Below are 18,927 nucleotides of genomic sequence, written 5' to 3'. Positions count from 1 at the left end.
CAAGCCCCATCGGGGCGCAACGACATGACACTTCATCCGATTTTGGTGGCCGTCACCGCCCGCATCAGCGAGCGCAGCCGCCCGACCCGCCAGGCTTATTTGCAGCAGGTGGACGCTGCAGCGCAACGTGACCCCGGTGCCCAGCGCTTGGGCTGTGCCAACGTGGCCCACGCCTTTGCCGCCATGCCCGAGGCAGACAAGAGCCGCGCTACCGCATTGGACAAAATCAAAGTGGTCGCGCCGCGTGCGCCCAACATTGGCATCGTCAACGCCTACAACGACCTGCTCTCGGCCCACGCGCCGCTGCAGCACTACCCCGACCTCATCAAAGACGAAGCCCGTAAATTAGGCGCCACCGCTCAAGTGGCTGGGGGCGTGCCCGCCATGTGCGACGGCGTGACGCAGGGCACACCGGGCATGGAGCTGAGCCTGTTCAGCCGCGACGTGATTGCCATGGCCACAGCCGTATCGCTCAGCCACGATGTGTTCGACGCGGCCCTGATGCTGGGCGTGTGCGACAAGATCGTGCCGGGTTTGTTGATTGGCGCTTTGCAGTTTGGCCATCTGCCCACGGTGTTTGTGCCCGCTGGCCCCATGACCAGCGGTCTGTCCAACAGCGAAAAATCCAAAGTGCGCGAGCAAGCGGCCGTGGGCCTGGTGGGGCGCGCTGAGTTGTTGGAGGCCGAATCCAAGGCCTACCACGGTGAAGGCACCTGCACTTTTTATGGCACAGCCAACAGCAACCAGATGCTGCTCGAGGCCATGGGCTTGCATGTGCCTGGCACTGCCTTCATCAACCCGGGCGAGGGTGTGCGTCAAGCGCTGACCCGCGAAGCCGCTCGCACCCTGCTGGCGCTGGTCAAGGATAAAAATTTCACCCCCATTGGCCGCCTGGTCGATGAACGCTGCATCGTCAACGCCATGGTCGCATTGTTGGCCACGGGTGGCTCGACCAACCACCTGATCCACTGGGTGGCGGTGGCGCGTGCGGCAGGCATCGTGATCGACTGGGACGACTTCTCGGCCCTGTCGGACGTGGTGCCGCTGCTCACCCGCGTGTACCCCAACGGCAGCGCCGACGTGAACCAGTTCCAGGCCGCAGGCGGCCCCGGTTACGTGATCCGCGAGTTGATCGACGCCGGACTCATGCACGCCGATGTGCTCACGGTGCGGCCTGGCGGCTTGCGCGAATACACCCGCATCCCGGCTGTCCACCAGGGTGAACTGGTTTGGAACGATGCCGGCACAAGCCAAGATGACAGCGTGGTGCGCCCGGCCAACAGCCCCTTCAGCGCCACGGGGGGCCTCAAACTTTTACAAGGCAATCTGGGCCGCAGCGTGATCAAAATCTCGGCGGTGCCTGAAGCCTTTCATGTCATCGAAGCCCCAGCGCGCGTGTTCAACTCGCAAGACGAATTGCAGCAAGCTTTCAAGGCTGGAGAACTCGATCGCGACATCGTCTGCGTGGTGCGCTGGCAAGGCCCGCAAGCCAACGGCATGCCCGAGTTGCACAAACTCACCCCACCCATGGCCGTGCTGCAAGGCAAGGGATTCAAGGTCGCACTGGTGACCGATGGCCGCATGAGTGGTGCTTCGGGCAAAGTGCCCGCCGCCATTCATGTCTCGCCCGAAGCTGCAGCCGGTGGCCCACTGGCCAAGGTGTTGGACGGTGACCTGATTCGTTTGGACGGCGTGGCAGGTACCTTGCACGTGCTGGTGAGCGACGCAGAATGGGCTGCTCGCCCACTGGCCCCCATGCCCGCCGAGCTCAGCGCTGCCAATGGCGTGGGCATGGGCCGTGAACTGTTTGCCAACCTGCGCCGCAACGCGCTCAAAGCCGAAGAAGGAGCCTGCACATGGCTGTGAATTTCTCTGCCCTGCAAGTGATGCAGGACGCCCCTGTGATCCCAGTGATCGTTTTGAACGATGTGGCCCATGCCGTGCCCATGGCCCGCGCCTTGCTGGCCGGTGGCATCCGCATGCTGGAGATCACCTTGCGCACCCCTCAGGCCTTGGCCTGCATGGAAGCGATTGCCAACGAAGTCGAAGGCGCGGTGGTGGGGGCGGGCACGGTGCGCAGTCCGCATGACGCAGCTGCTGCTGTCAAAGCCGGTGCCCGTTTCGCGGTGAGCCCCGGCTACACCCCGGCGGTGGGCCAGGCCTGCAAAGATTTAGGCCTGCCCTTGTTGCCCGGTGTGGCCACCGGCAGCGAAATCATGATGGCGCAAGAGGGCGGCTACACCGAACTCAAATTCTTCCCGGCCATGCAGGCGGGCGGCCCGGCCATGCTCAAGGCTTGGAGCGGCCCGTTCTTTGATGTGAAGTTTTGCCCCACGGGCGGCGTGACCCAGCAAAATGCCAACGAGCTGCTGAGCTTGCCCAACGTCGCCTGCGTGGGCGGCTCTTGGCTGGTGCCTGCCGATGCACTGGCTCAGGGCGATTGGGCACGCATCGAAGCGCTGGCCCGTGAAGCCAGCCAATTGCCACGCTGAAGGGAGAGGCTCTGGGGGCACCCCGATCAGCGCACCGCCCAGCCGCCCGACATCGGGAACACTTGCCCAACAAAGCAGCTGGCGGCATTGCTGCACAGGTAGGCTACAAAGCGAGCGTCTTCTTCGGCCTTGACCAGTCGGCCCAGCGGCACTTCGCGTTTCAGGCGCTCCTGAAAACGCGGGTTGGCTTGGACTTCGGGCGGGAAGTAGGTGGGGTTGTCGACAAAGTTCTGCGCCACGGCATTGAGCTGGATGTTGTCAGGGGCCAGTTCCACCCCCGCCGCCTGCACATAGGCCAGCTGCGCACCTCGTGCCGCGCTGTAGCTGGCGGCGCGCTTCATGCCGCGCAAGGCCGAGGCGCTGCCCATCACCACGATCTTGCCGCCGCCCCGGGCCTTCATCCCGGGCACCACCGCCCGCACCAAGCGGGGCAGCGGGTCCACCATGACCTCAAACACCTGTCGCCATTCGGCTTCGTCAATTTGCGTGACGGGTGTCGACGGTGCAGGCAGTGCCAGATTGATGACCAGTGCATCGAGCGGCCCGGCCGCCTCGATCACGGCCTGTGCGTCCAGCGCTTGGGTGAGCAGGCGCGCCTCGGCGATCACTTCAGCGCCGCAGGCGCGCAATTGCTCGCACAGGGCCGGGCCCATGAAGTCTTGGGACTGGGTCACCAGGATGCGTTGTCCGCTCAGGTCGATCATGTGAGGACTCCAGACAATGGGCTCTTTGGGCTCAGAGGTTCGCGTATTGCGGCCGCTGGATCAACTCGATCTTGTAACCATCGGGGTCGGTCACAAAGGCAATCACTGTGCTGCCGCCTTTGACTGGGCCGGGCTCGCGCGTCACGTTGCCGCCAGCAGCCTTGATCTTGTCGCAAGCGGCATACACGTCGGGCACCCCCAAGGCGATGTGGCCATAGGCCGAGCCCATGTCGTAGCTCTCGACGCCCCAGTTGTAGGTCAGCTCGATTTCGGCATGGTCGGGGTTGGTGCCATAGCCCACAAAGGCCAGCGAGTATTTGTACTCGGGGTTTTCGGAGGTGCGTTGCAGCGTCATGCCCAGCACCTGGGTGTAGAAGTCGATCGCGCGTTGCAGGTTGCCCACGCGCAGCATGGTGTGAAGCAGTCTCATGGTTGGTTTCCAGTGGGGGAGGGCATGTCAAAAACCAGGCAAGCGGTGCTGGCATGGGCGTACAGGGTGCCATCGGGCCCGACCAGGCGGGCTTCGGCGGTGGCCAGTTGGCGGCCGCAATGCACCACTTGGCCGATGGCCCGAACGCGCTGCACTTTGGGGGTGAGGGCCTTGACGAGTTTCACACTCAGGTCGGCCGTGGTGTAGCCCCGACCGGGCGGCATCATGGTGTGCACGGCGCAGCCCAGAGCCGAGTCGAGCAAAGTGGCGAACCAGCCGCCGTGCACGGTGCCCAGCGGGTTCATGTGGTTCAAGCCCGGCGCACCCTGAAAAATGGCTTGGCCTTCACTGACTTCGATCAGCGTGAAGTCCAGGGTCTTGGCGATGCTGGCGTAGGGCAGCTCGCCGCTCAGCAGCCCTTGCATGACTTGCAGGCCGGTTTTGCCCGCGACTTGGTCGGGGCGCGCCACACCGGGGCCAGCGCCGGCTTCCAGGCGCTGGCGCACCGCTTGTTCTTGCGCCAACCAGCTGTCGAGGACAGCGGCAGAGGAGGTGGTGTTCATCATGGGGTTTTTCTTCAAACAGGCACGGTGTAGTTGAGCGCCATGCGACCACCGTCCACGGTGACGATCTCACCGGTGATGTAGCTGGCTGCATCACTGGCCAAAAACGCCACCACCTTGGCGACTTCGTCGGGTTCGCCCAAGCGCTTCATGGGCGTGCGCATCATGATTTTCTTTTCGGCCGCTTCGCTGGTCAGTACCGCTTGGCGGGCCAGTTCGGTGGCAATGGTGCCGGGGGCCACCGCGTTCACGCGGATGCCAAAGTCAGCCAACGCCAAAGCCATGGCCCGCGTCAGCTGGTTGATGCCGCCCTTGCTCACGTTGTAGCTGGCGATGTTGGGGATGGCCATCACCCCGTTGACCGAGCTCATGTTGACGATGGAACCCCCACCCGTGCTTTTCATGGCGCGTGCCGCCGCCTGGCCCATCAAAAAGGAGCCTTTGATGTTCACGTTGATCACGGCATCGAAGTCCTCTTCGGTCACGTCTAAAAAATCGGCTGCCTTGAAAATTCCGGCGTTGTTCACCAGCACGTCGATGCGGCCAAAGGCTTGCAGCGCATGGTCCACCAAGGCATCGACGTCGGCCTTGCGCGAAACGTCGCAGACCCTGAAACTGGGGCTGTGGCCTGCGCTGCGCAGTTCGGCGGCCACTGTTGCACCGCGCTCGCTGTTGACATCGGCCAGTACCACATGGGCGCCTTCTGCAGCAAAGCGGCGGGCACAGGCCTCTCCAATCCCGTTGGCCGCGCCGGTGACCACCACCACGCGGCTTTGCAGTCCGAAAGACAAGGCGTTGGAAAGAAGCATTGAAGGGGTCTCCTGAACGCAAGGGGTTGAAAGTGTCCGACATGCTGCCACAAGTTGTGAAGGCAGGCTGTCACCCACAGGGCCTTTGGGCCGGATGGGTGCTGCCATTTTGCACACAGGGAAGATGACCACAGCCACGGCCTGCATGACGGCCATCAAGTAACATGGGCCACAATTCAACAGACCCCTTTTCGGGAACAACAGGAGCGCGCAATGTTCAGTCATGTCATGGTGGGGGTGAAAGACCTCGAAGCCTCGAAAAAGTTTTACGATGCTGTTTTAGGCACTGTGGGCATAGCCCCTGGGGTGGCCAACAACAAGCGCTACTTTTACCGCAGCCCCACGGGTACCTTTGGCATCACCACCCCCATCAATGGCGAAGCTGCATCGGTGGGCAATGGCAGCACCTATGGTTTCAAAGCGGGTTCCACCGAACAGGCCGATGCCTTTCATGCGGCAGGCTTGGCCCATGGTGGCGTGACTTGCGAAGACCCCCCTGGCTGGCGTGAAGGCGCTGCAGGCAAGCTTTACTTGGCTTACTTGCGCGATCCGGACGGCCACAAAATCTGCGTTTTGCATCGTCCTGGATGAAGGCACCCCCCAGACTTCAGACGCTGGTTGAAGAGGGTCTGATCGACACGGTCGTGCGTCAGCTCATGAGCGGCAAGGAGGCCATGGTGTTTGTCGTGCGCTGCGGGGATGAGACCCGTTGCGCCAAAATTTACAAAGAAGCCACGCAGCGCAGTTTTCGGCAAGCGGTGGACTACACCGAAAACCGCAAGGTGAAAAACTCGCGCTCGGCCCGTGCCATGGCCAAGGGCAGCAAGTTTGGCCGCCAAGCGCAAGAAGCCGCTTGGCAAAGCGCCGAAGTGGATGCGCTGTACCGCTTGGCTGCAGCCGGTGTGCGCGTCCCAAGGCCCTTCAATTTTTGGGATGGCGTGCTGCTCATGGAACTGGTCACCGATGCCCAGGGTGATGCCGCCCCGCGCCTGAACGATGTGGCCTTCACCCCAGAGCAAGCCTTGCAGCACCATGCCACCTTGATGGGTGAGGTGGTGCGCATGCTGTGTGCAGGGGTGGTGCATGGCGACTTGTCTGAATTCAATATTTTGTTGGCACACATCCCCGGAGAGGGCGACCTGGCCGGTATGGACGCGCCCGTCATCATCGACCTGCCCCAAGCCGTGGATGCGGCCGGTAACAACCACGCCCAGCGCATGCTCTTGCGCGATGTGGGCAATTTGCGGGATTTCTTCGGTCAGTTTGCGCCCGAACTGCTGCTGACCGAGTACGGCCCTGAAATTTGGAGCCTCTACCAAGCCGGATTGCTGGACCATGAGACCCCGCTGAGCGGGCGCTTTGAGCGCGCCACCGCCGATGTGGACATGCAGGCCGTGCTGCGCGAAATTGACGATGCCCGTGATGAAGAAGCCGCCCGCCGTTTGCGCATGGCCACGGCTGTTGTTTGAGTGATGACGACCATTGAGCAGACCTTGGGCATGACGCCATGGCCTTCGCCGCGAGAACCCCACGCCGTCTCGCGCCTGCGCTCTGAGCGTCTGGCGCGCAGTGCCAAACCCTTCTTGGCTCGTGGCGGCATCAAAGGCGAACGCTGCCCCGGCTGCCGCTTGGTCCCCACGCACTGCATCTGCGCACTGCGCCCGCAAGTGCCCACTCAAGTGGGCATGTGTTTGCTCATGGCCGACATTGAACCCCTCAAGCCCAGCAACACCGGCTGGCTGATTGCCGATGTGGTGAAAGACACCTTCGCCTTCGGATGGGCTCGCACCGAGGTCGCCCCTGGCTTGTTGGCGCTGCTGGCCGATCCGCAGTGGCAGGCCTTTGTGGTGTTTCCGGGTGAATTTGTCGAGCCGCAACGGGTGGTGCACGAGTTGCCCAATCGCTCAGACCCCTTGCCTGCAGGCCGGTGCCCGCTGTTCATCCTGCTCGACGCCACCTGGCCCGAAGCGCGCAAGATGTTCCGCAAAAGTCCCTACCTGAACCACCTGCCGGTGCTCAGTCTGAAGCCCGAGCAGGTCTCGCGCTACAAGCTGCGCCGATCCAAGCGCGATGACCATTTTTGCACCAGCGAGGTGGCTTCGCTGTGTTTGGACTTGGCGGGCGAGACCCATGCTGCACAGACATTGCAAGCCTATCTGGAGGTGTACACGCACCACTATGTGCAAGCCAAACACCAATTGCCGCCCGCATGGGATGGCGCCGAGCATTTACAGTTCCGTGATTTGAACCCGAGCTGAACCGCTTTTGTGATGTTGAATGGAGCCCCCAATGAGCGACCCAGAATCTTTGTACCCTGTCACTGTCTCGCGCCGTGTCGAGCGTTTGGTCACCGGCCAAGCCACTTCGGATGGCGCAGGCGTCAAGCTCAGCCGCATCCTCACGCAAGATCTGCAGCACCGGCTCGACCCCTTCTTGATGCTGGATGCCTTTGGCAGCGACAAGCCGGGCGACTACATCGCCGGTTTTCCGGACCACCCGCACCGGGGCTTTGAAACCGTGACCTACATGATCGCCGGGCGCATGTTGCACCGCGACAGTGCGGGCAACGAAGGTCTGTTGCAAAACGGCGGGGTGCAATGGATGACGGCAGGTCGGGGCGTGATCCATTCCGAAATTCCGCAGCAGGCCGAGGGTGTCATGGAGGGCTTTCAGTTGTGGCTGAATCTGCACAGCTCTGAGAAGATGAACGCGCCTTGGTACCGCGATTTTCAGAACGCGCAGCTGCCGCAGTTCCAGACGCCAGCGGGCGTGGCTGTGACGGTCATTGCGGGCAGCAGCCACGGCGTGCGTGGCGCGGTGAGCCGCGACATCACCCAACCGGTGTTTCTGGATGTGCACATGCCGCAGGGCCTGCGTTTTGAGCAAACGCTGCCAGCTGGGCACAACGCCTTTGTTTACGTGTACCGTGGCGAAGTGCGCATTGCAGGGCAGGCCGTTCCGGTGCAGCGCATGGCCATTTTGACCAACACGGCGCAGGCCGATGGTGTGGTGATTGAAGCGAGTGCCGAGAGCAAGTTGATCCTCGTGGCGGGTCAGCCCCTCCAAGAGCCCATCGTGCAATACGGCCCTTTTGTCATGAACACCAAAGAGGAAATTTACCAAGCTCTGGCAGATTTTCGGGATGGGCGCTTGGGTGAAAAAGCCTGACTTTCAGCGGCGCAGAGCCATGCTTCAGCCTTTGAAGGCTTTTGCAAATTTTTCCGCCTGCCGCCGCACCTCTTGCGCCGAACGCCCCGGTGCAAACAATGCCGACCCCAGGCCAAAACCATTGGCGCCAGCGGCACGGTAAACCGCCATGTTGTCGGGTGTGATGCCGCCCACTGGCATCAACGCGGCTGTTTGGGGCAGCACAGCGCGCAGCGCTTTCACGCTGGCGGGCGAGATCATTTCGGCTGGAAAGAGTTTGAGCCCGTGCGCACCGGCCTCGAGTGCGGCAAAGGCCTCGGTGGGTGTGGCCACGCCTGGCAAGACCACCATGCCCAAGGTCAGGGCTTGGGCCACCACAGCGGGGTTGAAGTTGGGGGCCACGACCAAACGGCCGCCCGCGGCGTGCACCGCTTTGACCTGCTGCACATTCAGCACCGTGCCTGCGCCGATCAGGGTTTGTGGAAATTGCCGGGTCAGCTCGGCGATGCTCGTCAAGGGCTCGGGCGAATTGAGAGGCACTTCGATCATGGCAAAGCCGCTGCCGACCAAGGCGTCGCCTATGGCGGGTGCTTCAGCCGGCGTGAGGCCACGCAAGATGGCGATCAAGGGGAGTTGGGCCATGGCGTTGGCCAAGGTGCGGGCTGGGGAGGTTAAAGCGGTCATGGCGGTGGTGTTCAGGAAGGGGCGCAGGAGGATGCGAGTGCCAACAAGCCGGCCCAAGTGGCTTCGGCCCCTAGGCTTTGGCAGGGGATGAGCAGGTGTTGCAGGCCCAGGGTGTAGCGCAGGCACAAGGCGGGGCTGCCGATCACCAGGACTGGGTCTGGATGTCGCAAGACGGCCTGTTGGCGCAGTTCTTCGCCGATCAGCAGGCCCGACAGATAGCTGGGCAATTGGGCTGCACTCAGGCGTTCAAACAAGCCCAACGTGCGCACCGCAAACAGGTGGTGCAACACACTGCCGCTTTGCTGACTTTGTTCAATGCCTTGCAAAAAAACCGCTTCGTCAAAAGCGCCCTGCAGGTCCATCGTCTTGCCCAAGAGCGAGTGTTGGCTCATCAGGGCAAACACCTCGCCGGTCATGAAAGTCTGAAACTGCGTGACCCGGCCACCTTGCACCTGCACCCATTTGCTGTGCGTACCCGGCAGCACCAACGTGGCGTTGTCGCGGCCTGCCAATTGCAAGGCTCCAAAAATTTGCACCTCTTCACCGCGCATGACATCCGGCGTATTCAGAGTGTCCGCGCCCAAAAAGCTCAGGCCCGGTACCAAGGCGATGCGTCCCGGTTGCAGCCACCTCAGGTGCTGGCCCAACTCGGCAAAGCCAGCGGGGCAGGGGCAATAGGGTGCTTCTTGCCAGCCTTGGCGGCTGCCCGCCATGCCCGAAATCAGGCACAGCGCACCGGGCAATTGCAGCCAGTCGCCAAAGAGTTCCTGGAACACGGCTTCAAACTGGCCCGGGGGCACGGTGAGGATGCCACGTGTGAATTCTCGCGATTCGATCACGTGGCCGTTTGCATCCAACCGAGCGCCACGCAACGAAGAGGTGCCCCAGTCGATGGCGATCAAAGGTCTTGTACCGCTCATGCTGTTGCACCTTCCGATGCGGTGTTGAGCACCTTGAGCACGGCCTCACGTGTCGGCAAGGGACCGACCGCACCGAAGCCCTGCACGGACAGCGAGGCGGCGGCATTGGCATAAGCGGTGGCGGTCCATAAGTCGTCGCCTGCTGACAAACGCGCCAGCAGGTTGCCTGCAAAACAGTCGCCCGCGCCTGTTGCGTCGACGGCCGGCACCGGATGGCCAGCCAGGCGTTGCTGTTTTTTTCCATCGCTGGCCACAGCCCCGTCGCTTCCCAGTTTGAGCACCACCTGCGCTGCACCCTGGGCATGGCTCCAGGCGATGATGTCGGCGGCTTGGGAAAGCCCCGTGAGCGCGACCATGTCCTCCAGGCTGGGCAAAAACAGATCGCACAAACTGACGGCATGGCGGATGCAGGCCTGCGCCCGGGCCAAGGGCCACAGGGACAAGCGCAAATTGGAGTCGAGTGCCACCCGTGTGCCGCTGCTGCGGGCGTGCGCCATGGCCGCCAACGCAGTGTCGCAGGCCGAGGCGGATAGGGCCAGCGAGATGCCCGACAGGTGCAACCATTGGCTGTGGGCGATTGAATCGGCCCAGTGCGTCAGGTCTTGCGGCTGCATGCGGCTGGCGGCAGATCCTGCACGCGCATAGCTGAAGTGGTGACCTTGCGCATCGTGGCTCACAAAGTACATGCCGGTCGGGGCGGGGTGTTCGCGCAGTACGCCTTGGGTGCCCACGTTTTCGCGCTGCCAAAGGTCCATCAGCCGATCACCCCAGCGGTCTTGCCCCAATCGGGTCAGATAGACCACTTGTGCCCCGGCGCGGGCTGCGGCAATGGCCGCGTTGCTGGTGTCGCCGCCAAAGCCTTGCATGTAGAGCGGGGCGTCGCCGGCATGTTCATGAGGGCGCTGGTTGAACTCGACCATGGCTTCGCCAAGCGCCACGATGTCCAGGTTTTTGTGGAGGTGGGTCATGTCAAAAAAAGCGACTGCACAGAATGGGAGGTGGGAAAATCATCGGCAATCTGGGAGCGCCATGGGCGAGAAATTGGAGACGATCATCATGTGGACAGCAGGCATTGAGAGCGATTTTGTACTGAACGCGAGCTGCAAAGGCTACCCCCTGACCGCCGAGCCCTGCGCTGCGTCCGAGCTGGGGCGGCGCGGCTGGCATTTGCTGGAGGACGCTTTGGCTTACCCGGTGGCCGTGCTGCGCCGCCCGGCGCTCATGCACAACCTGGCTTGGCTGCAGGACTTTGTGCAGCGCAAAGGCGTGGCTCTGGCGCCGCACGGCAAGACCACCATGTCGCCAGAATTGTTCCGTATGCAGTTGCAGGCCGGTGCTTGGGGCATGACGTTTGCCAATGTGCACCAGCTGCGTGTGGGTCTGGCAGCAGGTGCGCAACGCGCCATCATCGCCAACCAGTTGGTGTCGGACGCCGACTTGGACGCATTGGACTTTTTGCTGAACCAGCACCCGCAAGTGCGTGTTTGGTTTTTGGTCGATTCGCTGGCGCAGCTGGATGCACTGGCCGAATGGGGCGCACGGCGTGGCAATGACCGATGCTGGGATGTGCTGTTGGAGCTGGGCATTGCGGGCTACCGCTCCGGCTGCCGCACCCAGGAACAGGCCTTGACACTGGCGCAAGCCATGGCCGCATCGCCAGTGGCCTCTCTGGGCGGCGTGGAGTGTTACGAGGGGGGACTGGGCCAATGCGACAGTGCCCACGACATGGAAGCCGTCAGCGCCCTGGTGCGCAGCGTGCAAGCACTGGTCCAGCAAATTGATGCGCAGGGTCTGTGGGGAAAGGACGAGGTCTTGCTCTCGGCGGGAGGCTCGGCGGTGTTCGATTTGGTGATCCCCATGCTCAAGACGCGGGTCCAAAGCCGCCCGGTCCAAGGCGTGTTGCGTTCGGGCTGTTATGTCACGCACGACCACTGGAACTACGCCCGCTACCTCAAGCTGGTGGAGGCGCGTGAGGGCTTGAGCGCGTCCTTGCAACCCGCGCTGGAGGTCTGGGCCCTGGTGCAGTCGGTGCCCGAGCCTGGGCTGGCCATTTTGAGTGCGGGTCGGCGCGACCTGTCGTTTGACCAGTGCATGCCCATGCCGGTGCGCTGGGCAGCGCGTGGGCAAAGCGGTGAGGGCGCCATGCAGGCCACGCCCGAGTCCTGGAAAGTCAAAGCCCTGAGTGACCAGCATGCGCACATGGCTTTTAACGCCGATGGCGTCTGGCCGCAAGTGGGTGACCGCGTGGCGCTGGGCATTTCTCATCCTTGCACCACTTTCGACAAATGGCGCTGGATGGCGATCATCGAAGACGATGGCCGCATCAGCGGAGCGATCAGCACGCATTTTTGAATCTGCAAGCCAGGATCCAACGAAAAAAGGCCGCCACGCAGCAGTTGCATGGCGGCCTTTTTTGCAGATCACTTCAAACCGTTCAAAGCCTCGGCCGGGTAGCCCGGGCGGGTTTTGCAGTCCTCGATGTACTGCGCAATGATGGCCTCGTAGCTGTCATCGGCACGCAAACCCAGGGCGTGGGCCCGCTCAAAGGTGCAGCCCTTGGCCCAGTTGTCCACGATGGCCGCGATGCGTTCGTCTTTGGCAAAACTCACACGCGCACGCACCGCAGGCCCCGCCACTTTTTCAAGAGCGGCCAGCATGTCGCTGACCTTCACATTCAGGCCCGGCAGGTTCAGCGCCATGCGGCCACCGAAGGCTTCGCGGCTGGCCTCGAACACGGTGATCAAGCCATGCACGGTGTTGCCGGGCGAAGAGATGGGGTGCGACACATGGGCATCGACCGGACAGGTGGTGGCGGTGCCCGCCAAAGGCTCGCGGATGATGCCGCTGAAGAAAGAGGACGCGGCACCATTGGGTTTTCCGGGGCGCACGGCCACTGTCATCAAGCGGGCTGCGCGGCCGTCGATGTAGCCCTTGCGGGTGTAGTCGGCCACCATGTACTCGATCATCAGCTTGTGTGTGCCGTAAGACGTTTGGGGCGTGGGCAAGGTGGTGTCGGCCACCAGGGCCGGCATGGGGTTGGCCGCGTCGGGGCCGAACACGGCGACCGAGCTGGCAAACACCAGGCGCGACGCTTTGCCCGAAGCCCGGATGCTGTCGAGCAGCAAGCGCGAGCTGTCGACGTTGGAGCGCAGGCCCAAATCAAAGTCCAACTCGCACTCGCCCGACACGGCAGACGCCAGGTGGAACACGCCATCAAAACCGCTCTTGAACAAGTCGCCTTGCTCCAGCATCGGGCCTGCATGGCCCTTGACGCGGGGGTCGGCCAGTAAATCAGCGGGGGCGGGGAACAAGTCGGCAATGACCAGTTCGCTCACGCTTTGGCCATTGAGTTGACCGCGCTTCAAGATCTCACGGGCCAGCCGTGCGCCCAAAAATCCGGCACCGCCGGTGATCAAAATTCGCATGGTGTTTCCTTGGAAATCAGTGGTTGTCTTTGGGCACGGCCGCGCCGCGCTGGCCGACCAAGAAGTCCATGTCCGCGCCTTCGTCGGCTTGCAACACATGGTCAATGTAGAGCTTCCAGTAGCCCGAGTTCATGGCCGGTGCGGGCTTTTCCCACAGGGCCAAGCGGCGGGCCAGTTCTTCGTCGCTGATGAGCAGTTGCAGTTTGCGCTCAGGCACATTCAGCTCAATCATGTCGCCGTTTTGCACCACGGCCAGCGGGCCGCCGGCTGCCGCTTCGGGCGTGGTGTGCAACACCACCGTACCGTAGGCCGTGCCGCTCATGCGGGCGTCCGAGATGCGCACCATGTCGGTGATGCCTTTGCGCAGCACCTTGGGTGGCAGCGGCATGTTGCCCACTTCGGCCATGCCGGGGTAGCCCTTGGGGCCACAGTTTTTGAGCACCAAAATGCAGTTTTCGTCCACGTCCAGACCCTCATCGTCGATGCGCTTGTGGAAGTCGGTGCTGTCTTCGAACACCACCGCGCGGCCGGTGTGCACCATCAGCGAAGGGGTGGCCGCGCTGGGTTTGATGACGGCGCCGCGGGGTGCCAAATTGCCACGCAAAATCGCGATGCCGGCCTTTTCTTTGAAAGGGGCTTCGAATGTCTTGATCACGCGTGGGTCGTAATTCACAGCTCCTGCGATGTTCTCGCCCACCGTCTTGCCGCTCACCGTGACGATGTCTTTGTGCAGCAGATGCTCGATCTCTTTCATGATGACGGGCAAGCCACCGGCGTAGCAAAAGTCTTCCATCAGGTGGTCACCTGAGGGTTGCAAGTTGAGCAGGCAAGGCAGCTCACTGCCCAGGCGCTCGAAGTCGTCCACCGTGAGCTTCAGGCCCAAGCGGCCCGCAATCGCGATCAGGTGGATCACCGCGTTCGTTGAACCGCCAATGGCCGCCAGGGTGCGGATGGCGTTTTCAAAGGCTTCACGGGTCAGCACCTTGCTGATGGTCTGGTCGGTGTGGACCATCTCCACGATGCGTCGACCCGCTTCGCGCGCCAAGACATTGCGGCGTCCATCCACGGCAGGGTAAGTGGCGTTGCCGGGCAGGCCAATGCCCAGGGCTTCGACCATGCTGGCCATGGTGCTGGCAGTGCCCATGGTCATGCAGTGGCCGTGGCTGCGGTGCATGCAGCTCTCGGCTTCAAAGAAGTCCTGCAACTTGAGCGTGCCCGCACGCACTTGCTCGCTCATGCTCCACACGCCGGTGCCCGAGCCGAGTTCTTGTCCGCGCCATTTGCCATTCAGCATGGGGCCACCCGACACGCCGATGGTGGGCAGCCCCACACTGGATGCGCCCATCAGCAAGGATGGCGTGGTTTTGTCGCAGCCCATGAGCAGCACCACACCGTCGATCGGGTTGCCACGGATGGATTCCTCGACGTCCATGCTGGCCAAGTTGCGGTAAAGCATGGCGGTGGGGCGCAGCAAAGTTTCGCCCAATGACATGACGGGGAATTCGAGCGGAAAACCACCCGCTTCGTACACGCCGATCTTGACCTGCTCGGCCAAGGTGCGGAAGTGCGAATTGCAGGGCGTGAGTTCGCTGAAGGTGTTGCAGATGCCAATGACCGGACGACCATCGAATTGGTCGTGTGGCACACCTTTGCCCTTGACCCAGCTGCGGTAGGCAAAGCCGTCCCGATCTTGACGGCCAAACCATTGCTGGCTGCGCAGGTCTTCGGGTTTTTTGCGGGGAGGGCTGCCGTTGTTGTCGCTCATGGGGTGCTTCCAAAGGTGGTTCAAAAAGCCAAAGATCACAAAATACTATCGTATGACGATTTAAAAAAGAAGAGGATCTTGTAAACCCAGTGACATGGAGGAAAACCCTTGACGCCTAGATGACTGTCCTAGGGTTTTCCAGAGTCGCAAGTGCTTGCTCAATCATCATATGATAAGCAATCAGACCCTGCGATCATGAGTAAAAACTTTCACAGACACACCCTGGACTTGTTGGGACACGCCATCTTGTCGGGCCGCTATGCGGTAGGCGCCAGCTTGCCGCCTGAGCCCTTGCTGTGCGAAGAGTTTGGTGTGAGCCGCACGGTGGTGCGTGAGGTCATCAAGTCGCTGGTGGCCAAAGGTTTGTTGTCCACGGGGCCGAAGGTGGGTACGCGCGTGCTGCCTGATGCCGACTGGAACTGGTTTGACCCCGATGTGGTGGCGTGGCAAGCCCAGTGCGGTTTGACACCCGAATTTTTGAAAGACTTGCAAGAGCTTCGCCGTGTGGTCGAGCCTGCTGCGGTGCGTTTGGCCGCCGAGCGTGCCACCAGCGAAGACATTGCCCAGATCGAAGCCGCCTACGCCGGCATGAAAAAAGCAGTGGACGAGGGCGGCGATTACGTCACGCACGACATGCGTTTTCACCAAGGACTGTTGCAAGCCTCTCACAACCGCATGCTGGTGCAGATGAGCAAAGCTCTGAACGCCCTGCTGCGTACCAGTTTTGAAATTTCCACCCGCATCAAAGACGGACCGAAAAATTCTCTGCCCTTGCACCGTGCGGTGCTCAATGCCGTGATCGCCCGCGAACCGGCCAAGGCCGAACGCGCCATCATGGTGTTGATTGAAGGTGCCAAAGAGGACATCGACTTGGTCCTGTCGACGCGCAAAAAATTGCCCACGGTCTCGGGCGTGGCCACACCCATCAAAACCCAAGTCAAAAGCAAAATGCTTTCCAAAACCATGGCCAAAGTGAACATTTCAAAATCAGGGGCTGCAGTTGCACAAAATCATTGATCACTTTTTCAAGCTGCTGGAATTTCTGGTGGTGGCTTGCCTCGTGGCCATGGTGGTCATGGTGTTTGGCAACGTGGTGTTGCGATACGGTTTCAATTCGGGCATCTCCATCTCGGATGAAATGTCGCGTTACTGCTTCATTTGGCTGACCTATCTTGGGGCCATGGTGGCCATGCGAGAAAAAGGACACCTGGGTGTGGATACCCTGGTGCGCCGTTTGTCGTTGGGTGGCAAAAAGTTCTGCTTCTTCTTGAGCGAAATGATGATGCTCGGCTGCAACGTATTGTTCTTTTGGGGCACTTGGAAGATGCACGATCTTCAGGTCACCAACATTTCGGTGGTGGTGGGTATTTCCATGATCTGGATTTATGGCATTGGCTACGTCACCGCCAGTGTCATGGCGGTCATGAACCTCAACCAACTCCGTTTGCTGCTGACCGGGCGCTTGAAAGAGGAAGACTTGGTGATGGTGGTGGAGTCTGAGGACACGGTGGTGCTGGACGATTTGACACACAAAGGTGCGCCCAATATGGCCATGGATTCAGAAGTGCGAGGTCGCGCATGACCATCGCTGTTTTTGTGTTCAGCCTGCTCGGAGCCATGGCTCTGGGCATGCCCATTGCCTATGCTTTGCTGGTGTGCGGCCTGAGTTTGATGGCCTACATGGCCAGCAACGGCATGATCAATGCCTTTGACAGCCAGATTCTGGCGCAGCGCTTTGTGGATGGCGCGGACAACTTCCCATTGCTCGCGGTGCCGTTCTTTTTGTTAGCGGGTGAATTCATGAATGCGGGTGGCTTGAGCCGCCGCATTGTGAACCTGGCCATGGCCTGGGTCGGGCATTTCAGGGGCGGTCTGGGTTATGTGGCCGTGATGGCGGCGGTCATCATGGCCTCCTTGTCCGGCTCGGCCGTGGCCGACACGGCGGCCTTGGCCGCCTTGCTGATCCCGATGATGAAGCGGGCCGGCTACAACGTGGGACGCTCGGCGGGCCTGATCGCCTCGGGCGGCATCATCGCGCCGGTGATTCCACCCTCCATCGGTTTCATCATCTTCGGTGTGGCGGCCAACGTGTCCATCACCAAGCTGTTTTTGGCAGGCATTGTGCCGGGCATTTTGATGGGTGCGGCTGTGGGACTGACTTGGTGGTGGTTGGCCAAGCGCGAGAACGTACAGCCCGCACCGCGTATGCCATGGTCCGAAAAGGTCAAGGCCACGCGTGAAGGCATCTTGGCGCTGGGCTTGCCGGTCTTCATCATCGGCGGTATGAAGTTCGGCGTGTTCACTCCGACCGAGGCAGCGGTGGTGGCGGCGGTTTACAGCTTTGTGGTGGGCGCCTTTGTCTACCGTGAATTGCAGTGGTCCAAGTTGTACAGCCTGACCTTGGCAGCCGGTAAAACGACCTCGGTCATCATGTTTTTGGTGGCAGCGGCCATGGTCAGCGCCTGGCTCATCACCGTGGCCAACATTCCGGCCGAAGTGGCCCGGATGATGGAGCCGCTCATGGGCAACAAGACATTGCTGATGGTTGTTCTCATGATTTTGGTGGTGGTGGTCGGCACGGCACTCGACTTCACGCCCACCGTGTTGATTTTGACGCCGGTACTCATGCCCTTGGTCATCAAGGCAGGCATTGATCCGGTCTACTTTGGCGTGCTGTTCATCATGAACAACGCGATTGGCCTGATCACACCGCCTGTGGGCACCGTGCTCAATGTGGTGTGTGGCGTGGCCAAGATCAACATGGACACCGCTTTCAAAGGCGTCCTGCCATTCTTGTGGGCACAGCTCGCTGTGCTGGCGCTGTTGGTTGCTTTCCCTGCCATTGTCATCGAGCCGATGAAATGGATGCTGAGATGATTTTTTTAACCCAGTGTGTTTTTTAAAGGAGACAGTCATGTTGAAACGCAGAAATTTGGTGACCCTGATCGCGGGCACATTCTTGGTGGCTTCAAGCGCCATGGCGCAGTTTGCCGACCGCAACATCAAGTTCACCAACGGCGTGAACGAAGACCACCCGGTGGGCGTGGGCGTCAAGAAAATGCAGGAAGTCTTGAACGCCAAGACGGGCGGCAAGATGAAAATCACCGCTTTCTGGGGTGGTGCAGCCGGGGGTGACTTGCCAGCCACCCAAGCGTTGCGTGCAGGCACCCAAGAGATGGTCTGCACCTCCAGCTCACCGCTGGTGGGCATCATCAAAGAGTTGGGTGTGTTTGATCTGCCCTTCTTGTTTGCCAACGAGAAAGAAGCCGATGCCGTTCTGGACGGTGCAGCGGGCAAATACTTCAATGCCAAGCTCGAAGCCGCAGGCCTGGTGAACTTGGCTTATTGGGAAAATGGTTTCCGCAACCTGACCAACAGCAAGCGCCCTGTGACCAAGCTGGAAGATTTTGATGGCGTGAAAGTTCGCGTGATGCAAAACAACATCTTCTTGGACACTTTCAAAACGTTGGGCACCAACGCTGTGCCCATGGCCTTTGGCGAGGTGTTCACCGCTTTGGAAACCAAAACCATTGACGGCCAAGAAAATCCCTTTGTGACCATTGAAACCTCCAAGTTCAATGAAGTGCAAAAGTACCTGAGCGTGACGCGCCACGCTTACACACCTTTCCTGGTGCTCTACAGCAAGAAATTGTGGGACCAGCTCAACCCACAAGAGCAAGCCGTTCTGCGTGAAGCTGCCATAGAAGGCCAAAAAGTGCAACGCGCCGCCAACCGCGCTTTGAACGAGAAATCGCTCACCAGCCTGAAGTCCAAAGGCATGCAGGTCAATGAGGTGAGCGCGGCCGAGCAAAACCGCATCCGCGCCAAAGTCGCTTCGGTCTACGACAAGCACAAGGACTCGATCGGCGCGGACGCCATCAAAGTGGTCCAAGACGAATTGAAGAAGTCGCGCGGCGGTTGATTCACTGCGCTCAGCCTGTGTGCTGAACCCCCAAGCTCCACAGCCGACCGCTGTGGGGCTTTTTTA

20 protein-coding genes are annotated in these 18,927 nt (G+C 61.1%); 11 read left to right on the top strand and 9 right to left on the bottom strand.

The genetic code is table 11. The features are described 5' to 3' along the window. Positions 1–24: 24 nt before the first annotated feature. Positions 25–1,866 (top strand): phosphogluconate dehydratase, encoded by a 1,842-nt coding sequence (gene edd, locus ACHEXK_RS09530; RefSeq protein WP_416545585.1) that lies wholly within the window; start codon positions 25–27, stop codon positions 1,864–1,866. Further along, positions 1,857–2,492 carry a bifunctional 4-hydroxy-2-oxoglutarate aldolase/2-dehydro-3-deoxy-phosphogluconate aldolase gene (eda, locus tag ACHEXK_RS09525; RefSeq protein ID WP_416545583.1) on the top strand — a complete coding sequence of 212 codons (636 nt, stop codon included), beginning with the start codon at positions 1,857–1,859 and terminating at the stop codon, positions 2,490–2,492. Before edd ends, eda begins: the two co-directional genes overlap by 10 nt. A gap of 26 nt (positions 2,493–2,518) precedes the next feature. On the opposite strand, the gene ACHEXK_RS09520 is transcribed toward eda, so the two are convergent. From ACHEXK_RS09520 to ACHEXK_RS09505, 4 genes are read right to left on the bottom strand one after another with little or no spacing between them, the layout of a single operon-like run. Further along, positions 2,519–3,196: an SDR family oxidoreductase gene (locus ACHEXK_RS09520; protein WP_416545580.1), complete on the bottom strand. Its 678-nt coding sequence runs from the start codon at positions 3,194–3,196 to the stop codon at positions 2,519–2,521. 31 nt (positions 3,197–3,227) lie between these two features. Beyond that, positions 3,228–3,626: a lactoylglutathione lyase gene (gloA, locus tag ACHEXK_RS09515; protein WP_416545578.1), complete on the bottom strand. Its 399-nt coding sequence runs from the start codon at positions 3,624–3,626 to the stop codon at positions 3,228–3,230. Then, entirely contained in the window at positions 3,623–4,189 is a 567-nt protein-coding gene (locus tag ACHEXK_RS09510; RefSeq protein ID WP_416548917.1) for a PaaI family thioesterase, read from the bottom strand. The genes gloA and ACHEXK_RS09510 overlap by 4 nt, the downstream gene beginning before the upstream one ends. Positions 4,190–4,203: 14 nt before the next feature. Then, the gene (locus tag ACHEXK_RS09505; RefSeq protein ID WP_416545576.1) at positions 4,204–4,998 is read right to left on the bottom strand and encodes an SDR family NAD(P)-dependent oxidoreductase; all 795 of its coding nucleotides are present in this window, start codon (positions 4,996–4,998) and stop codon (positions 4,204–4,206) included. A 213-nt stretch (positions 4,999–5,211) separates the two neighbouring features. Between ACHEXK_RS09505 and ACHEXK_RS09500 the strand changes: the two genes are divergently transcribed. Genes ACHEXK_RS09500 through ACHEXK_RS09485 form a run of 4 tightly spaced genes read left to right on the top strand, consistent with a single transcriptional unit; the run spans position 5,212 to position 8,166 of the window. Then, positions 5,212–5,589: a VOC family protein gene (locus tag ACHEXK_RS09500; RefSeq protein ID WP_416545574.1), complete on the top strand. Its 378-nt coding sequence runs from the start codon at positions 5,212–5,214 to the stop codon at positions 5,587–5,589. Beyond that, positions 5,586–6,467 carry a PA4780 family RIO1-like protein kinase gene (locus ACHEXK_RS09495; RefSeq protein WP_416545572.1) on the top strand — a complete coding sequence of 294 codons (882 nt, stop codon included), beginning with the start codon at positions 5,586–5,588 and terminating at the stop codon, positions 6,465–6,467. The genes ACHEXK_RS09500 and ACHEXK_RS09495 overlap by 4 nt, the downstream gene beginning before the upstream one ends. 3 nt (positions 6,468–6,470) lie before the next feature. Next, a complete protein-coding gene (locus ACHEXK_RS09490) occupies positions 6,471–7,256 on the top strand; it encodes a tRNA-uridine aminocarboxypropyltransferase (protein WP_416545570.1) in 786 nt (261 codons plus the stop codon). Between the two features lie 31 nt (positions 7,257–7,287). Next, entirely contained in the window at positions 7,288–8,166 is an 879-nt protein-coding gene (locus ACHEXK_RS09485; RefSeq protein WP_416545568.1) for a pirin family protein, read from the top strand. Between the two features lie 24 nt (positions 8,167–8,190). Here the strand turns inward: ACHEXK_RS09485 and ACHEXK_RS09480 are convergent, their stop codons facing one another. Genes ACHEXK_RS09480 through ACHEXK_RS09470 form a run of 3 tightly spaced genes read right to left on the bottom strand, consistent with a single transcriptional unit; the run spans position 8,191 to position 10,717 of the window. Then, a complete protein-coding gene (locus tag ACHEXK_RS09480; protein ID WP_416545566.1) occupies positions 8,191–8,829 on the bottom strand; it encodes a 2-dehydro-3-deoxy-6-phosphogalactonate aldolase in 639 nt (212 codons plus the stop codon). An 11-nt stretch (positions 8,830–8,840) separates the two neighbouring features. Next, positions 8,841–9,749 carry a 2-dehydro-3-deoxygalactonokinase gene (locus tag ACHEXK_RS09475; RefSeq protein WP_416545564.1) on the bottom strand — a complete coding sequence of 303 codons (909 nt, stop codon included), beginning with the start codon at positions 9,747–9,749 and terminating at the stop codon, positions 8,841–8,843. After that, positions 9,746–10,717: a sugar kinase gene (locus tag ACHEXK_RS09470; RefSeq protein WP_416545562.1), complete on the bottom strand. Its 972-nt coding sequence runs from the start codon at positions 10,715–10,717 to the stop codon at positions 9,746–9,748. Before ACHEXK_RS09470 ends, ACHEXK_RS09475 begins: the two co-directional genes overlap by 4 nt. A 61-nt stretch (positions 10,718–10,778) precedes the next feature. Here ACHEXK_RS09470 and ACHEXK_RS09465 point away from each other — a divergent pair, with 61 nt between their 5' ends. Next, entirely contained in the window at positions 10,779–12,101 is a 1,323-nt protein-coding gene (locus ACHEXK_RS09465; RefSeq protein ID WP_416545560.1) for an amino acid deaminase, read from the top strand. Positions 12,102–12,169: 68 nt separating this feature from the next. Here the strand turns inward: ACHEXK_RS09465 and denD are convergent, their stop codons facing one another. Both denD and ACHEXK_RS09455 read right to left on the bottom strand, forming a co-directional pair. Further along, entirely contained in the window at positions 12,170–13,174 is a 1,005-nt protein-coding gene (gene denD, locus ACHEXK_RS09460; RefSeq protein ID WP_416545558.1) for a D-erythronate dehydrogenase, read from the bottom strand. A gap of 16 nt (positions 13,175–13,190) precedes the next feature. Beyond that, on the bottom strand, positions 13,191–14,939 hold the full coding sequence (locus tag ACHEXK_RS09455) for an IlvD/Edd family dehydratase (protein ID WP_416545556.1): 1,749 nt from the start codon (positions 14,937–14,939) through the stop codon (positions 13,191–13,193). Positions 14,940–15,134: 195 nt separating this feature from the next. Between ACHEXK_RS09455 and ACHEXK_RS09450 the strand changes: the two genes are divergently transcribed. The 4 genes from ACHEXK_RS09450 to ACHEXK_RS09435 are packed head-to-tail and all read left to right on the top strand — an operon-like array spanning position 15,135 to position 18,861. Further along, a complete protein-coding gene (locus tag ACHEXK_RS09450; protein ID WP_416545554.1) occupies positions 15,135–15,956 on the top strand; it encodes a FadR/GntR family transcriptional regulator in 822 nt (273 codons plus the stop codon). After that, a complete protein-coding gene (locus ACHEXK_RS09445; protein ID WP_416545552.1) occupies positions 15,940–16,521 on the top strand; it encodes a TRAP transporter small permease in 582 nt (193 codons plus the stop codon). Before ACHEXK_RS09450 ends, ACHEXK_RS09445 begins: the two co-directional genes overlap by 17 nt. Continuing rightward, positions 16,518–17,816 carry a TRAP transporter large permease subunit gene (locus ACHEXK_RS09440; protein ID WP_416545550.1) on the top strand — a complete coding sequence of 433 codons (1,299 nt, stop codon included), beginning with the start codon at positions 16,518–16,520 and terminating at the stop codon, positions 17,814–17,816. Before ACHEXK_RS09445 ends, ACHEXK_RS09440 begins: the two co-directional genes overlap by 4 nt. A 37-nt stretch (positions 17,817–17,853) precedes the next feature. Continuing rightward, complete coding sequence (locus ACHEXK_RS09435; protein ID WP_416545547.1) at positions 17,854–18,861, top strand: TRAP transporter substrate-binding protein; 1,008 nt, start codon at positions 17,854–17,856, stop codon at positions 18,859–18,861. Positions 18,862–18,927 lie beyond the last annotated feature (66 nt).

It is taken from the genome of Limnohabitans sp. DCL3 (assembly GCF_048019295.1).
Lineage (GTDB): Bacteria > Pseudomonadota > Gammaproteobacteria > Burkholderiales > Burkholderiaceae_C > Limnohabitans_A.
The sequence above is the reverse complement of the archived record's forward strand: the minus strand, read 5'-3'. Positions and strand labels throughout refer to the sequence as shown.

Coding starts and splice junctions, on each gene's coding strand:
- ACHEXK_RS09435 (WP_416545547.1), top strand. CDS start 17,854: ATGTTGAAACGCAGAAATTTGGTGACCCTGATCGCGGGCACATTCTTG.
- ACHEXK_RS09505 (WP_416545576.1), bottom strand. CDS start 4,998: ATGCTTCTTTCCAACGCCTTGTCTTTCGGACTGCAAAGCCGCGTGGTG.
- ACHEXK_RS09455 (WP_416545556.1), bottom strand. CDS start 14,939: ATGAGCGACAACAACGGCAGCCCTCCCCGCAAAAAACCCGAAGACCTG.
- ACHEXK_RS09490 (WP_416545570.1), top strand. CDS start 6,471: ATGACGACCATTGAGCAGACCTTGGGCATGACGCCATGGCCTTCGCCG.
- ACHEXK_RS09495 (WP_416545572.1), top strand. CDS start 5,586: ATGAAGGCACCCCCCAGACTTCAGACGCTGGTTGAAGAGGGTCTGATC.
- denD (WP_416545558.1), bottom strand. CDS start 13,174: ATGCGAATTTTGATCACCGGCGGTGCCGGATTTTTGGGCGCACGGCTG.
- ACHEXK_RS09440 (WP_416545550.1), top strand. CDS start 16,518: ATGACCATCGCTGTTTTTGTGTTCAGCCTGCTCGGAGCCATGGCTCTG.
- ACHEXK_RS09520 (WP_416545580.1), bottom strand. CDS start 3,196: ATGATCGACCTGAGCGGACAACGCATCCTGGTGACCCAGTCCCAAGAC.
- ACHEXK_RS09470 (WP_416545562.1), bottom strand. CDS start 10,717: ATGACCCACCTCCACAAAAACCTGGACATCGTGGCGCTTGGCGAAGCC.
- edd (WP_416545585.1), top strand. CDS start 25: ATGACACTTCATCCGATTTTGGTGGCCGTCACCGCCCGCATCAGCGAG.
- ACHEXK_RS09475 (WP_416545564.1), bottom strand. CDS start 9,749: ATGAGCGGTACAAGACCTTTGATCGCCATCGACTGGGGCACCTCTTCG.
- ACHEXK_RS09450 (WP_416545554.1), top strand. CDS start 15,135: ATGAGTAAAAACTTTCACAGACACACCCTGGACTTGTTGGGACACGCC.
- ACHEXK_RS09485 (WP_416545568.1), top strand. CDS start 7,288: ATGAGCGACCCAGAATCTTTGTACCCTGTCACTGTCTCGCGCCGTGTC.
- ACHEXK_RS09480 (WP_416545566.1), bottom strand. CDS start 8,829: ATGACCGCTTTAACCTCCCCAGCCCGCACCTTGGCCAACGCCATGGCC.
- ACHEXK_RS09510 (WP_416548917.1), bottom strand. CDS start 4,189: ATGAACACCACCTCCTCTGCCGCTGTCCTCGACAGCTGGTTGGCGCAA.
- ACHEXK_RS09500 (WP_416545574.1), top strand. CDS start 5,212: ATGTTCAGTCATGTCATGGTGGGGGTGAAAGACCTCGAAGCCTCGAAA.
- ACHEXK_RS09465 (WP_416545560.1), top strand. CDS start 10,779: ATGGGCGAGAAATTGGAGACGATCATCATGTGGACAGCAGGCATTGAG.
- gloA (WP_416545578.1), bottom strand. CDS start 3,626: ATGAGACTGCTTCACACCATGCTGCGCGTGGGCAACCTGCAACGCGCG.
- eda (WP_416545583.1), top strand. CDS start 1,857: ATGGCTGTGAATTTCTCTGCCCTGCAAGTGATGCAGGACGCCCCTGTG.